Origin of the sequence: Nioella aestuarii, assembly GCF_050896395.1 — a bacterium.
Lineage (GTDB): Bacteria > Pseudomonadota > Alphaproteobacteria > Rhodobacterales > Rhodobacteraceae > Nioella > Nioella aestuarii.
In genome coordinates, this window is sequence record NZ_JBPBBA010000001.1 from 224,473 (window position 1) to 238,242 (window position 13,770).

The following is a 13,770-nucleotide window of genomic DNA, read 5'->3' on the forward strand; positions in this document are numbered from 1 at the left end:
CAGATCCCGGCCCATCCTTCCGCAGATGTGGCCGCTACGCTATCAGCCCTGACACTGAGTTGAAACCGTGAATCCTGAAAAGCTGTGAGGATGGCTTTCCCCCGCCGTGCCCTTGTGCAACTCTGCCCGCAAAGGGGGACAGGTCATGACCATCACAACCTGCGTTTTCGATGCCTACGGCACGCTTTTTGACGTGAACGCTGCCGCCCGCGCGGTTGCCTCTGAACCGGGGCAGGAGGCCTTCGCCGCCGTTTGGCAAGAGGTGTCGACCCATTGGCGCGCCAAGCAGCTCCAATACACCTGGATCCGGGCCCTGACCGGCCAACACACCGATTTCTGGCAGGTTACAAAAGACGGTCTGGATTGGGCGTTGGAAAAGACCGGTCAGACGGATCCTGATCTGCGTGAAAAGCTGCTCGGGCTCTACTTCAACCTTGCGGCCTTCCCCGAAGTCCCCGCCATGCTGGCGGCACTGAAGGCTGCGGGCATGAATACCGCAATCTTGTCCAACGGGTCTCCGCCGATGCTGAAAGGCGCGGTGGACAGTGCCGGTTTGGACGATGTTCTGGACGATGTGCTGAGTGTCGAAAGAGTGGGCATCTTCAAGCCCGATGCCAGCGTCTACAAGCTGGTGACCGACCGGTTCGGCTGCGATAAGGACGAGGTGCTGTTCGTATCTTCGAATGGCTGGGATGCGACCTCTGCCCGCGCCTTTGGTTTCCGGGTTCTCTGGGTCAACCGTGCGGGCGAACCGCTTGACCGCTTGCCCGACCCGCCCGACCGGATTGCCACCGACCTGACCACTGTCCCCAACATAGCACAGGCCCTTTGATGGACTTCTTCACTGCCGCCGACGGGCTGAGGCTCGCCTATGATGACCGAGGTGAAGGGCCGGTGCTTTTGTGCCTGCCGGGCCTGACCCGCAACATGGATGACTTCGAACCGGTGGTGGATCACTTCGCGCATCGCGCCCGTGTGATCCGCATGGATTTCCGAGGGCGCGGGGCCTCGGGCTTTGACCCCGATTACGGCCACTACAATGTATTACAGGAAAGCCAGGACGTCATTGGCCTGCTGGACCATCTGGGCCTGGAACAGGCTGCGATCCTTGGCACCTCGCGCGGGGGGCTGGTGGCAATGACGCTGGCAGCCACGGCCAAGCACCGGCTGGCGGGTGTCTGTTTCAACGATATCGGCCCGGTGATCGAGCCTGCGGGGCTGGCCTATATCATGGGCTATCTGGGCCTGCCGCCGATAGATCCGGATTTTGACACGGCGCTGAGAGAGGTTCCGAAACGCATGGGCACACGCTTTCCCAATGTGCCTGTCGAGATCTGGGCCAACTACATCCGCCGGATTTGGGCCGTAGCTGACGACGGCACCCTGTCCCTGCGCTATGACCCGAAGCTACGTGATGCGACGCTTGACCAGATGAAAGCTGCCGAGGGTCAGCCCGCCCCCGACCTCTGGCCGCTCTTCGCCGCGCTTGAGGGGCTTCCTCTGGCACTGATACGCGGCGCGAATTCGGACCTGCTATCGCTCGAAACCGCCACGCAGATGCAGGCCCTGCGCCCCGACATGATCTATTCGGATGTCGCCGACCGTGGCCATGTGCCCTTTCTGGATGAACCCGAAAGCCTTTCTGTCATCACACAGTTCCTGGACAGCCTGACATGACCGATATCACCATGATCGAAGCCGCCGCCGAGCGGTTGAAGGGCCACGCAAGACGCACGCCGCTGCTGTCGTCCCCTTTCCTGGACGAGATCGCTGGTCGCAGGGTGCTGATCAAGCCAGAGGCCCTACAACACACCGGTAGCTTCAAGTTTCGCGGCGGCTGGTCGGCAGTGTCGGCACTGGACCCTGAAACCCGCAAGCGCGGTGTCATCGCGTTTTCGTCTGGCAACCACGCGCAAGGCGTGGCCTATGCGGCGAAGCTGCATGGCGCGCCCGCCGTCATCATCATGCCCGCAGACGCCCCGCGCCTGAAGATTGCCAATACCAAGGCCTTGGGGGCCGAGGTCATCACCTATGATCGTGAAAGCGAAGATCGTGACGAAATAGGCGCGCGGTTGGCGGAGGACCGTGGACTGACCCTGATCAAGCCCTTCGACAACCCCTATGTGATCGCGGGCCAGGGCACCGTCGGGCTGGAAATGGCGGAACAGGCGGCGCAGGAGGGTGTTGAAAAGGCCGATGTTCTGGTTTGCTGCGGCGGGGGCGGGCTGACCTCTGGCATCGCCCTGGCGCTGGAGGCCAAAGCCCCGGGCCTGCGCGCGCGCCCCGTGGAACCGGAAGGGTTCGATGATGTGACCCGATCCCTGACCTCCGGCCGGATCGAGCGAAACGCCCGTACTTCCGGTTCGCTCTGCGATGCGATCATCACACCTGAACCGGGGCAGCTGACCTTTCCGATCATGCACCGGCTATGTGGGCTAGGCGTCGTTGTTCCCGAACGCGACTGCCTGCGCGCCATGGCTTTGGCCTTTTCGCGGCTGAAGGTGGTGCTTGAACCGGGCGGCGCGATTGCACTTGCCGCAGCACTGTTCCACCCCGAAACGATAGAGGGCGACGCAGTCATCGCCGTGGCTTCTGGCGGCAATGTGGATGCGGAGTTGTTCGCGAAGGTGCTGGAGGAATTCGGCGAAGGCAGTTGACGGCAGGTGGGCAGATACTGCCCACCCTACGCAGGTTCGGCCCCCGCCTCAGTTCCGCCAGATCGCATCTCCGAAGATCAGGGAAATGCCCCCGCTCGCCTGCGATAGCGGAATACCGGTGCTGCGGCAGGTCGCGGTCTCTGTCCGCAGAGCCGGCACACTGCGTGCATTGGTGAAATATGTCAGATCCAACGGAACGTCCTGCCCGGACGTCTGGATTGACGCCCCACGAAGCATTCCCCGCACAGTGGTTCTCAGACGCGGCCGCGTTACACGCCCGACACCGCAAATGGCCACTTCTCCCTCATAGGCAACGGCGCGCCACAAAAAAGAATAGACAATCCCGAGTTCGCCGGTAAAGCGGATATCGGATTCAACGAAGCTGTCATCGACGGCCAGTTCAAACGTTTGGGCCTGGGTGGGGGCGGAAACTGCCAATACCAACCCCAATGCCAGAAATGCTTGATACACACCCGCTTTCTTCAAATAGCGTATACTCATTTCGACTTTTCACTCCCCCCAAGTCGTTTATGAACAGCAGCTTAAGTTAAACCACCATTCTAAAGGCTTCACACATCTCCATTGTTAAACCCGTATCAATCTGCCACTCAACTAAAAAAACATTTGGCGTAATTGATAATTTCCGCACCGCCCATTCGCAAAACAGGCAAAATCAGTTAGAATCTCAAGCGGCCTCAGATTCAATTGCTGCACGGATAGCCAGGGCATCAAGATCCCAGCCCCCCCTTTTCCCTTATTCGCGGCAAGCGGTTTCCTGGACATCCCCTGCCCCGCCTGTTTCACTCCGCCCACCCCATGCAGGAAGCCGCCCATGTCCGCCCTCAAACGACGCCTCGATGCCATCCCTGTGCTCTACCTGATCCTTGCCAGTCTCACCCTTGGGCTGGCGCCGTTCACGCCGGAACCGCATATCTGGGAGAAGCTTAAAATGCTGGCGGGCGGCACGCTTACCCAACCCATTGATATCTTCGACCTTGCCCTGCACGCTCTGCCCTGGCTGCTGCTGTTCCTCAGGTTGGTTCCCGCGCCTCCCACCCGCACCTAAGCACCCAACAGGTGGACATCCCCCGTCGCCTTTGCTTCACTCTGCCCCGAACAGGTCAGGAGCATAGGTATGTCCCTTTTCAAGAAACTCTTCGGCGGGTCCGGCACCCCCAAGGGCCCCGAGCCAGTCGTCTATAATGGCTACACCATCCTTCCCGAACCGGTGAAAGAGCCCGACGGCTACCGCATCGCCGCCCGGATCGAGAAAGAGATCGCCGGAGAGCTTAAAACCCACCACCTGATCCGCGCAGATGTGCTACACGGGCCCGATCAGGCCGCAGAGGCTTCGATCGAAAAAGCCAAATCCATGATCGATCAGATGGGCGACAGGATCTTTTGACCGGTCACAAGAGGCCCCGCCATGCAGCTGCCCCCGCCCCTGATCGACCGGATCGGCCCCGCCCCGGTGGTGGTGTTCGACGGGGAATGCGTATTGTGTTCCGGCTTTTTCCGATTCCTTCTGCGGCATGATCGCGAGAGACAATTCCGCTTTGTCGTGGCCCAATCGCCCCTTGGCGATCAGCTCTATCAGGCTCTTGGGCTCTCTATCGAAGACTACGAGACGAACCTGGTGATCATCGGCGGGCGGGTCCATACCAAAGCCCGCGCTTTTGCCGCGGCCATGCGCGCGCTTGGCTGGCCATGGCGCGGTCTGGCGGTGACCGGCTGGCCACCTGCTTGGATGACTGGCCCGCTTTACACGCTCATTGCCCGAAACCGCTATCGCTGGTTTGGACGATATGACGCCTGCATGATCCCCGATGCCGATGTCCGAGCGCGCTTCCTGCCCGGTGGTTGGGGCTGATGGACCCGGTCGCGCAGGTGGCCCGCACCACCGGTTTGACCCTGCCCCCCGCCGTGGCTGCCCTTCATGAGACAAACGGACAGGCCAGCTTCCTGGGCCGCTGTACAGTGACGCGTGGGGGCTCTTTGATCGCCCGTTTGGCGCTATGGCTTGGCGGGTTCCCGCAGGCCGCCCCCGATCTTCCGGTTTCAGTGCTGACCCAGACCGCACCGGACGGCTGCACCTGGCGGCGCGATTTCGGCGGCCATGTCACGCAATCCCGCCTGAGCATCTCGGACGATGGCCGCGCGGTCCTCGAACGCTTCGGTCCGATCCGCCTGCGGATGTCATTGCGGATGACGAACGGGCGGTTGCACTATGACATCACCAAAATGCATGTTCTCGGCCTGCCGATGCCCCGGTGGCTGACCCCGAGAAGCGAAACCAGCGAGTACCAGACCGAGGACGGCAAGTTCGGTTTTGATGTATCAGCGTCGCTGCCGCTGGTCGGGCTGCTCATCCGCTATAGCGGACAGTTGCGCCCGCTGTGAATCCGGCAATTTGTCTGCACGCCCGGTGCACAGGGGGTGTACGCATGGCACCCCCCTGTTTTTAGTGTCTCAAGCCAGCGCGGCGCGGGCTGCGACGGCTTTGATGGCGACCTCGAATTCATGCACCGCCGTGCGCGCCATGGACCGGAAAACCATGATCTGGAACGCGTCTGCAGCGACCTTCAGAAAGACCGCATTCATATGCCCCAACTGGCTGCGCGCGGCGTGGCCTTTCTTGAAGACACCGGGGTTCAGATCAAGCGGTGTGAGCCGTGCCAATACATCCTCAACCCCTTGACCTTGCAGGCGAAACGTGACCCAAGCGTCGCTTTGATCTGTCAACGCCGCATGTTGCGCGAGCGATGCATCAACCGCCACGCCAATCACCATCGCCTGCCCGGCTCCGGTCCAGATCACCCGCGCCCCGTCGCGGCCCGTGGACCGGTTGGGGGCTGGCATTTCGGCCCCGATCAAAGCTTTCATAGCGGCCGAGGCCGCGGCCTCCTGCCCGGCATAGGGGGCAACCGAGGTGATCATCACGGGCGCAACTTCCGTCAGGCTCAACCCATTGATTTCCATAGGCAAAACCCCGTCACAGGGCGATTTCGCAACCAGCTTAACCACGGAGCTTCTCCCCTTCTGGATCGAGAAAGACGGGGCTACACACCTCTACCATCGTTTCCACCTTCCGCACAAAATCGACCATCTTCACGACTTCTCCGATCCGGTTCGGGCCATCCTTCAGGAAGCCGAGCCCAATGAAATGGCCAAGCGTGGGTGAGAAGCCGACCGAGGTCGTGTAACCCTCTACATTCTCACGAACGGTCCCGGCATTCGCCGAGAACAATCGCGCACCAGCGGTCAGTTGCTTGACCGCACCAACCGGTTTGAGCCCCACCAACTGCGGTCGGTCGCTTTCCTTCAGCGCCTCGCGCGTTGTGGCGGGTTTGCCGACGCACATCTTCTTTGCAGACACCATCCGATCCATCCCGATATCAAACGGCACCACGCGCCCATCAATCTCGGAATGGGTGATAAAGCCCTTCTCGATCCGCATAACGTTCAGCGCTTCCATCCCGTAGGCGCCGCCGCCGAGCGTTTCGGCCTGCGTCACCAATTGGCGATAAAGAGCCTCGCCATAACGAGACGGGACCGCGATTTCATAGGCATGTTCGCCTGAGAAGCTGATACGGAAAAGGCGCGCCTTGACGCCCATCACGCTGACCTCACCACAGCCCATATAGGGGAAGCTGTCATTGTCGATCGGCGCGTCCAGCAAACCATTCAGAAGCTCGCGCGATTTGGGGCCAACGACACTGAACTGCGCCCATTGTTCGGTGATTGAAATGAAGCGGACATTCAGGTCTGGCCGGTGGCATTGCTGAACGAAATCAAGGTGTTTCATCACCTCGCCGGCCGCCGCCGTGGTGGTGGTCATGACATAATGCGTCTCGCCCAACCGGGCGGTGGTGCCGTCATCCATCACGTGCCCATCTTCGCGCAGCATCAGGCCATAGCGTACGCGACCGACCTTAAGCGTGGAGAACATGTTGGTGTAGACGAAGTCCAGAAACGCGCCCGCGTCAGGCCCCTGGATGTCGATCTTGCCAAGCGTAGAGACGTCACAGACGCCCACGGCGTTGCGGGTCATCATGACTTCTCGATCACAGCTTTGCCGCCAGGTGGTTTCGCCCGGACGCGGGAAGTAGCTGGGACGATACCACAGACCCGCCGTAATCATCGGCGCGCCGCGTTCAATGCTGGCGTCGTGGCTGGTGGTGAAGCGCTCGGGCGCGAAGCCCTTGCCCTGCGCCCCTGCCCCAAAGGCCGCAATAGAGACCGGCACGAAGGGCGGGCGGTAGGTGGTCGTCCCGGTTTCGGGGATCGCCCGTCCCGTCGCATCCGCCAGAATGGCCAGCGCCCCGATATTGGAGTTCTTGCCCTGATCCGGCGCCATGCCTTGCGTGGTGTAGCGCTTCATGTGCTCGACAGAGGTAAACGCCTCCTGCGCTGCAAGCTTGATGTCCTTCGAGGTCACGTCATTCGCGAAGTCGAGCCAGGCCCGTCCCTTGCCGCTGACCAGCCAGAGCGGTTTCGACCCGCCGACAGCATCGCCTGCCTGCGGGATCTCCACCTCTGGCAGCTTCCCGCCAAGTGCAGAAAGCGCCTGTTTCGCGGCGTCCACGCCCTCGGCCAGACAGCCCGCCGTTGAATAGGTGCCCTTGCAAGCGCCTGCCGGGATCAACCCTGGAACCGCGTCATCGGCGGGCACGAACCCCGCGATCTCCTCGTTCCAAACCGGCCGGCTGTTCATGTGGCAGGTCATGTGAAGGGTTGGGTTCCAGCCGCCAGACATGGCCAGGCAATCGGTGGCGATTTTGCGCTCGGACCCGTTGTGACGGATCGTGATCTCTGACAACGCCTTGCGGCCCTTGGTGGTGATCACTTCGGCCCCGGCGAATAGCGGGTAGTCACCTTGCGCCTTGGCGTCCGCGCGGGCATCGACCACGCCCGCGATCTCCACCCCACAGGCCATCAGGTCGAGCGCGGTGCGGTGTGCGTCGTCATTGGTGGCAAAGAGCGTCACCTTGCGCCCCGCCGCCACGCCGTAGCGATGCAGGTAACTGCGCACGGCGCTGGCCATCATGATGCCGGGGCGGTCGTTCATCGGGAAGGCCAAAGGACGTTCCAGCGCGCCCGCCGCCAGAACCGCCTGCCGCGCGTTGATCCGCCAGAAGCATTCCTTGGGCAGCTCGGCGGGGCCATTTACATGCAGACCCACCCGTTCCAGCGCGCCGTAGGTGCCTTGGTCGTAAGCGCCGGTGACGGTGGTGCGGGACATGAGACGTACTCGGCCCGTGTCGCGCAACGCGTCGAGCATCGAGGCGACCCATTCTGCCCCCGGCTGACCGTCGATTTCCTCAGCCTCGGACAAAAGCCGACCGCCGAAGTCACTGCTCTCTTCACACAGGATCACGTCCGCGCCGCCCCGCGCCGCTGTCAGCGCCGCCATCAGGCCGGTGGGGCCGGATCCGATCACGAGGATATCGCAATGCGCGAAGGCTTTCTCATAGTGATCCGGGTTGTGCTTGCCCGACAACGATCCCAGACCCGCCGCGCGGCGGATCACCGGCTCATAGAGCTTTTCCCAGAAGGCACGCGGCCACATGAATGTCTTGTAGTAGAACCCGGCACTCAGGAAGTTCGGGAACAGATCGTTCACTGACAGCAGGTCATAGGCCAGCGGCCCCATGCGGTTCTGGCTGTAGGCGTCGAGCCCGTCGTAGATTTCCTGCACCGTGGCGCGCACGTTTGGTACCTGCGCCGCGCCGCGCCCGACTTCCACCATTGCATTGGGTTCTTCCGATCCCGCCGTAAGCACCCCGCGCGGGCGGTGGTATTTGAACGACCTGCCCACCAGCCGGACGCCGGACGCAAGCAGCGCCGAGGCCAGCGTGTCGCCCCTGAACCCCGTGTATCCCTGCCCGTCGAAGCTGAATTTCACCGGGGCCGAAATGTCGACCCGGCCTTTGCCCTCGATCCGCATCAGGCAGTCCCCCGCTTGGCGTCGCGGGCCAGTTCGACCCGCAGGATGTCATGGGTGACGGTATCGCGTTCCACACGCAGCCAGCTGGTGCAGCCCGCCCCGTGATACCACAGCTCTTGCGTGACACCCGCCGGGTTATCGCGCAGGTGCAGGTAATTGTCCCAGGCCGGGCTCCATGTCTCGTCAGTCGGCCGGTCGAGATAGGTCTCGTGGCCCATGGGGGTGAATTCGCGGCTGTCGCGGTCCCCGCAGAGGGGGCATTTGATACGCATCAGAACTCCGAACAGGCTTCAGGTTGGGCGGCATAAAGCCGGTAAGTGGTTTCGGCGTCGTAGGTTTCGCCAAGCGAGGAATAGACCCCGTCGTAGTCGTCCGCACGATTCATACCCACGCGCAGATGAGAGGTGGTGAATTCGATCATATCGCCATCGAACTGAGTGATTTCGAACGTGCCGCCATCTGCCTCGACTCCGCAGCCGGATGGACGATTGCAAAAGCCGGTCTCGGTCATGACATTGCCGCCAAGCCCGTCCTGGGCCGCATGTCCCTGATCGGCCATCAGCGCGATGACGTTGAAATAGAGCAGGCTGTCCGGCGCGCTGCCTTCCAGCTGGTAAAAGTTCAACCGCAGACGTTCCACCACCTGCGACGGATGCGCGGACAGATGCTCTGTCGAATAGTCACGCGCGAAGCAGCCCAAGGGGAAGATGTCATTCGCCAAAGCCGGGGCCGCCGCCATCACGCTAGTGAAGATTATGCTGAGAGCCCTTGGATTCCTCATCCATGATCCTCCCTGTGTTGAAGCGGTCTAGCCGGTGGCGCGTGGCGGCCTCGTGCGGGCGATCTGTGGCGATGAGATGCGCATAGCAATGGCCCGAAGCGGGCGTCGCCTTGAAGCCGCCATAGCACCATCCTGCATTGACATAGAGCCCGTCGATATGGGTCTTGTCGATGATGGGCGAGCCGTCCGAAGACATATCCATGATCCCCCCCCAACTGCGCAGCATCTTGGCCTTGCCGATCATCGGCATCAGGGTCATTCCCGCCTCCATCACATGTTCCGCAGTGGGCAGGTTCCCGCGAGAGGCATAGGACGCGTAGAAGTCGATATCGCCGCCGAACACCAGGCCGCCCTTGTCGGATTGGCTGATGTAGAAGTGGCCCATTCCGTAGGTGATCACGTTGTCGATGACAGGTTTCAGCCCTTCGGTGACAAAAGCCTGCAAGACGGTGCTTTCAATCGGAAGGCGCATCGCGGCCATTGCCGCGACCTGACCGGACCGGCCTGCCGCGCACATCGCAACTTTCTTGGCCCGGATCGCACCGCGGCTGGTCTGAACGCCCACGACCTTGCCATTTTCGACATCGATGCCCGTCACTTCGCATTTCTGGATCAGATCGACGCCCCGCTGATCAGCCCCCCGCGCGAAGCCCCAGGCCACGGCGTCGTGACGGGCAGTGCCGCCACGCTTGTGGTAGAGGCCACCGAAAATGGGGAACCGTGTCTGGTCGTAATCCAGGAATGGCATCAGCTGGCGGCACCCTTCGCGGTCCAGCAGGATCGCGTCGTCGCCCTGGCTCATCATCATGTTGGCGCGCCGAGCATAAGCGTCGCGTTGGCCGTCGGAATGGAACAGGTTCACGATCCCGCGCTGGCTGTGCATGACATTGTAGTTCAGATCCTGCTCCAGCCCTTCCCACAGTTTCAGAGAGTGCGAATAGAACTGAGAGTTGCCTTCCAGCCCGTAATTGGCGCGCACGATCGTGGTGTTCCGACCAACGTTGCCGCCGCCAAGATAGCCTTTTTCAAGGACCGCGATGTTGGTCAGCCCATGTTCCTTGGCCAGGTAGTAGGCCGTCGCCAGCCCGTGCCCCCCGCCACCGATGATCACCACGTCATACTCGGCCTTGGGCGACGGATCGCGCCATGCCGGTTTCCAGCCCCGGTTGCCCGACAGACCTTGCTTGATGACCTGCCAACCCGAATAGCGCATGACCTCTCCTTGCCCGGTCGGTGGTATAAACGGGGCGAGTGTAGTCAGGCGATGCGGGAAAGGGAACTCAAGCGCACGACACGGAAAGGTCAGTTATCGACGTTCGCGCAATTCAGGACGGATCGACATCCCAATCCGGATCATGCGCAGGATCTGCACCGCCCTCTTCGTTGGTGTAGTAGAACCCATCCTGTCCTGTGGGGTATCCGCTATTTGAATAAACATAGGAATTGCTCAGGTTGGCCACAAAGGCCACCTGCCCGGCGAAACGGGGGCGGGTGATGGTGAAATTCACAAATTCCTGATCTGCCAGGCCGGCGCTGAACGCCGGGCGGTGCGGCAGGAAGGTTTCGATCAGCAGCATTCTGTCGCCAAAGGCCATGATCGGAATCCTGTCGATGAAATCCGGAAAGTCCGAGGCTCGGATATAGGTCAGGCCATCGGTGCCATGAGACCAGTCAATCCGGTATCCACCCTCTTGCCGGGTGATCTGGGACACACGAAGGGACGACCCGGCGGTATTCCGCGTCAGGAACTGAAACACATCTGCCAGCCCCTCGATATCGGTGCTGGAAATCTCACTCGTGCGTCGTGACAGAACGTCTGCCACTGCATAGGTGGCCTTGATCGAGGTGTTATAGACCCGGAAAGCATCAAAAAACACAAAGCTCGCCACGAATACCCACGCCAGAATCGGAACCACGATTACCGCCTCAAGCGCGACCGAGGCACGTTCGTCTTTCCAGAATGCTCTGATCAGTCGGGTCATTGTCATCTCACTCCGGCTCGTTCACGAAGACGGTGGCAGCAGTGATGTGAATGGCGCCGGTGTCGTCGCGCGTCAGATCAAGACCAAGTCCCGAAATCGGCAGAATACGGTCCACAAGGGCACAGGTTCGGATCAACATCAGCTCGTTGTCGGCACCAGGATTGAATTCATTGGCCGGATTCACGGTGCCGGACCGGTCCACGCAAAGAGTGTGATAATCCGGCAGGTTGTAGGTGTCCTGGTCGATGACGCGCAGGTCCAGAAGCAGCGATTCCTCACAGTTGATCAGGATCGGAGAGTTGTCACAAATATTGTCGCGGATCGCATCATGGCTCACCGACACGCCCGATGTCAGGCGCAGATAACGTACCGCACTGTCCAATGCACGCTCCATCATGACCTGGCGGGTTAGCAGCATCGCAGTTTCGAACGCCGCCACGAAGATCAGCAGGATCAACGGAAAGACGATGACGAACTCCACCGTCGCATTGGCATCCTCGCGGCGGAAGAAGCGTGATATATTGGTCAAGCCCCACATGACACGCTCTATTGGATCAGCTTGAGCTGGTTGATCGACGCCGCGATAGAGGCGAACGCTTCGGAGATTTCGATCCCTTCAGCATCGTAGTAATGGGCGGGGGTCGTGGCGCAATACTGCATGACGTTTTCACCACGGGTCGGCGCTTCGAACGCGATGGTAAAGACGATGATCCCGGCGTCATTCGCGGCGTCGCAGATGTTGCGAAGGTTCGCGTCCGCCTCATTTGCGCCCGCATAGGTTTCGATCGAGTAGTACCGAAGTTGGCGGTAATAATCCCAGTCACCGGCGTAGTAGTAGTACTCGCCCGCAAGCATTCGTGCCGAATACTGCCCCCACAGTTCCGCCCACGGGATCGCCTCGGCATTGGCGCCGCCATAGGGGTAGGAATTGTAGCTGTCATTGTGGTGCCAGTAGTACAGGTCGTAGCGCGGCAGGTAGGCAGAGGTGCGTCCGCTGCTTGGGTCGCGGAATACCGTCGAGGGGCCGCGCTTGAATTCCTGAACGACGTCAACCTGACTGGTGTTCTCGCCATCGGTCATCAGAATGATGATTTTCAGAACCTCGGGTTCTTCAAAGGAATGGGGGCGCCCGGCGAAGTCTTCGTCCACCTCGCCTGCGTCGATCAGCGCCGACAAGGCGGGCTGTGCGGCCGGATCAAGCAGGCCAACTGCCCATCTCATGCCAAGGTCAATCGCGGTGTTTCCGTTTGCAGAAAGGCTGTTGACCAGAGCGTGCAGTTCAGCCGCATCGTTGGACCATGGCACAATCGCCGCGTAGTCGCTGGTTGTGCAGTGCGGGGTGTTGAAAGTGCGGTAGTTTCTGCGGTTGCGATAATCAAAATGCGCGATCCGCTCGATCGCGACCTCGGGATCCAGCGCGGTGTAGTTGTACTCGGAGGGATCGAACCGGGTGCAATTGGACTCGCTATGCTCATCCGACAGGGTAAAGACGCTGGCCAGCGTCGTGCCTGCATTCACCTGGCTGTGGTAAGGGATGATCGAGATCGAGACCTGATCTTCCTCTTCATTCGCAGCCAGCACCGTGTCGATAAATTCATTCGCGGCGTCCCGCATGTTGCGGATCTTGTTGTTCCACCCCATCGACCCGGAGATGTCGAGAACCATCGAAATCTCGATATCCATGATCCGTTCTTCGGCTGCACCGCGGGCAGGTGATGTCAGGGCGTTCACCCCAAACATATTCATGAAGTAGGATTGCAGATCCATTTCCGCGTAGGCGGACACACGGCGATAGTTCAGGCCCTGGTCCACGTCCACATTCAGGCGGTAATGTTCCAGACCTGACGTTGCGAAATAGTCGATCACGACCGCTTCAGGGTCTTCGGTCTGGTTGAGCGCTGCCGCAGCCAGAACGGCGCGGTCTAGCGTATATTGCAACTGGGTGCGCTGAGTTTCGTAGCGCATCACGTCAATCGCGATGCCACCAGCAGCAAGCATCAAAACGAACATCATCAATGCAAAAATCGTGATTGTACCGCGTTCGTCGCGCAGAAAACCGACCTTGCGCCGTGCTGGTGCAGCGGGTCGCTCTTTGCGGATCGGATCTGTAGCGCGGGTCATCCCGGAAGCCTCATTCGATGTGACGAGTCGCGGGTCGACGCAGTTCGACCCATCCTCTTAGTCGTTTAGAACAACGGCAGAAATGGGGCGGAAGCGAGATGGAAACGGGGAGTTTAGTGAATGACAACAATCAACTTTGCTGCATTTTGCGGGCCATTCTCATGAAACTGACTGTTTCAACGAGAGGTTGTCTTGCATGAAACGTCAACCTGTGTTCCGCTCAAAAAATGGGCAGATTGTGAACGTATCAAGTATTGCCCATGGAACGCGCCAAGGAGGTAT

At 60.6% G+C, this 13,770-nt stretch carries 16 protein-coding genes; 7 read left to right on the plus strand and 9 right to left on the minus strand.

Annotated elements, in window-relative coordinates:
- The first annotated feature begins 145 nt into the window (after positions 1-145).
- The 3 genes from ACROHD_RS01185 to ACROHD_RS01195 are packed head-to-tail and all read left to right on the plus strand — an operon-like array spanning position 146 to position 2,657.
- Complete coding sequence (locus tag ACROHD_RS01185) at positions 146-832, plus strand: haloacid dehalogenase type II (protein WP_432675439.1); 687 nt, start codon at positions 146-148, stop codon at positions 830-832.
- On the plus strand, positions 832-1,677 hold the full coding sequence (locus tag ACROHD_RS01190; RefSeq protein WP_432675440.1) for an alpha/beta fold hydrolase: 846 nt from the start codon (positions 832-834) through the stop codon (positions 1,675-1,677). The genes ACROHD_RS01185 and ACROHD_RS01190 overlap by 1 nt, the downstream gene beginning before the upstream one ends.
- Positions 1,674-2,657 (plus strand): threonine ammonia-lyase, encoded by a 984-nt coding sequence (locus ACROHD_RS01195; RefSeq protein ID WP_432675441.1) that lies wholly within the window; start codon positions 1,674-1,676, stop codon positions 2,655-2,657. The genes ACROHD_RS01190 and ACROHD_RS01195 overlap by 4 nt, the downstream gene beginning before the upstream one ends.
- 48 nt (positions 2,658-2,705) lie before the next feature.
- On the opposite strand, the gene ACROHD_RS01200 is transcribed toward ACROHD_RS01195, so the two are convergent.
- Positions 2,706-3,158: a hypothetical protein gene (locus tag ACROHD_RS01200; protein WP_432675442.1), complete on the minus strand. Its 453-nt coding sequence runs from the start codon at positions 3,156-3,158 to the stop codon at positions 2,706-2,708.
- A 331-nt stretch (positions 3,159-3,489) separates the two neighbouring features.
- Between ACROHD_RS01200 and ACROHD_RS01205 the strand changes: the two genes are divergently transcribed.
- The 4 genes from ACROHD_RS01205 (at position 3,490) to ACROHD_RS01220 (ending at position 5,057) form a co-directional block, all read left to right on the plus strand.
- Positions 3,490-3,723, plus strand: coding sequence for an RND transporter (locus ACROHD_RS01205; RefSeq protein ID WP_432675443.1), 234 nt, complete (start codon positions 3,490-3,492; stop codon positions 3,721-3,723).
- 69 nt (positions 3,724-3,792) lie between these two features.
- Complete coding sequence (locus tag ACROHD_RS01210) at positions 3,793-4,062, plus strand: HlyU family transcriptional regulator (RefSeq protein ID WP_432675444.1); 270 nt, start codon at positions 3,793-3,795, stop codon at positions 4,060-4,062.
- 21 nt (positions 4,063-4,083) lie between these two features.
- Complete coding sequence (locus tag ACROHD_RS01215) at positions 4,084-4,527, plus strand: thiol-disulfide oxidoreductase DCC family protein (protein ID WP_432675445.1); 444 nt, start codon at positions 4,084-4,086, stop codon at positions 4,525-4,527.
- Positions 4,527-5,057, plus strand: a complete 531-nt coding sequence (locus ACROHD_RS01220; RefSeq protein WP_432675446.1) for a DUF4166 domain-containing protein — start codon at positions 4,527-4,529, stop codon at positions 5,055-5,057. Before ACROHD_RS01215 ends, ACROHD_RS01220 begins: the two co-directional genes overlap by 1 nt.
- Before the next feature lie 69 nt (positions 5,058-5,126).
- Here ACROHD_RS01220 and ACROHD_RS01225 read toward each other — a convergent pair whose 3' ends face one another.
- The 8 genes from ACROHD_RS01225 to ACROHD_RS01260 form a co-directional block, all read right to left on the minus strand.
- Positions 5,127-5,681 carry a sarcosine oxidase subunit gamma gene (locus ACROHD_RS01225; RefSeq protein ID WP_432675447.1) on the minus strand — a complete coding sequence of 185 codons (555 nt, stop codon included), beginning with the start codon at positions 5,679-5,681 and terminating at the stop codon, positions 5,127-5,129.
- Positions 5,674-8,604, minus strand: coding sequence for a sarcosine oxidase subunit alpha family protein (locus ACROHD_RS01230; RefSeq protein WP_432675448.1), 2,931 nt, complete (start codon positions 8,602-8,604; stop codon positions 5,674-5,676). The genes ACROHD_RS01225 and ACROHD_RS01230 overlap by 8 nt, the downstream gene beginning before the upstream one ends.
- Positions 8,604-8,876, minus strand: a complete 273-nt coding sequence (locus ACROHD_RS01235; protein ID WP_432675449.1) for a sarcosine oxidase subunit delta — start codon at positions 8,874-8,876, stop codon at positions 8,604-8,606. Before ACROHD_RS01235 ends, ACROHD_RS01230 begins: the two co-directional genes overlap by 1 nt.
- A complete protein-coding gene (locus ACROHD_RS01240; protein ID WP_432675510.1) occupies positions 8,876-9,385 on the minus strand; it encodes a hypothetical protein in 510 nt (169 codons plus the stop codon). Before ACROHD_RS01240 ends, ACROHD_RS01235 begins: the two co-directional genes overlap by 1 nt.
- Complete coding sequence (locus tag ACROHD_RS01245) at positions 9,348-10,598, minus strand: sarcosine oxidase subunit beta family protein (RefSeq protein ID WP_432675450.1); 1,251 nt, start codon at positions 10,596-10,598, stop codon at positions 9,348-9,350. The genes ACROHD_RS01240 and ACROHD_RS01245 overlap by 38 nt, the downstream gene beginning before the upstream one ends.
- Positions 10,599-10,710: 112 nt before the next feature.
- Positions 10,711-11,367: a TadE/TadG family type IV pilus assembly protein gene (locus ACROHD_RS01250; protein ID WP_432675451.1), complete on the minus strand. Its 657-nt coding sequence runs from the start codon at positions 11,365-11,367 to the stop codon at positions 10,711-10,713.
- 7 nt (positions 11,368-11,374) lie between these two features.
- A complete protein-coding gene (locus ACROHD_RS01255; RefSeq protein ID WP_432675452.1) occupies positions 11,375-11,905 on the minus strand; it encodes a TadE/TadG family type IV pilus assembly protein in 531 nt (176 codons plus the stop codon).
- An 8-nt stretch (positions 11,906-11,913) separates the two neighbouring features.
- Positions 11,914-13,488 (minus strand): pilus assembly protein TadG-related protein, encoded by a 1,575-nt coding sequence (locus tag ACROHD_RS01260; RefSeq protein ID WP_432675453.1) that lies wholly within the window; start codon positions 13,486-13,488, stop codon positions 11,914-11,916.
- Positions 13,489-13,770: the final 282 nt, after the last annotated feature.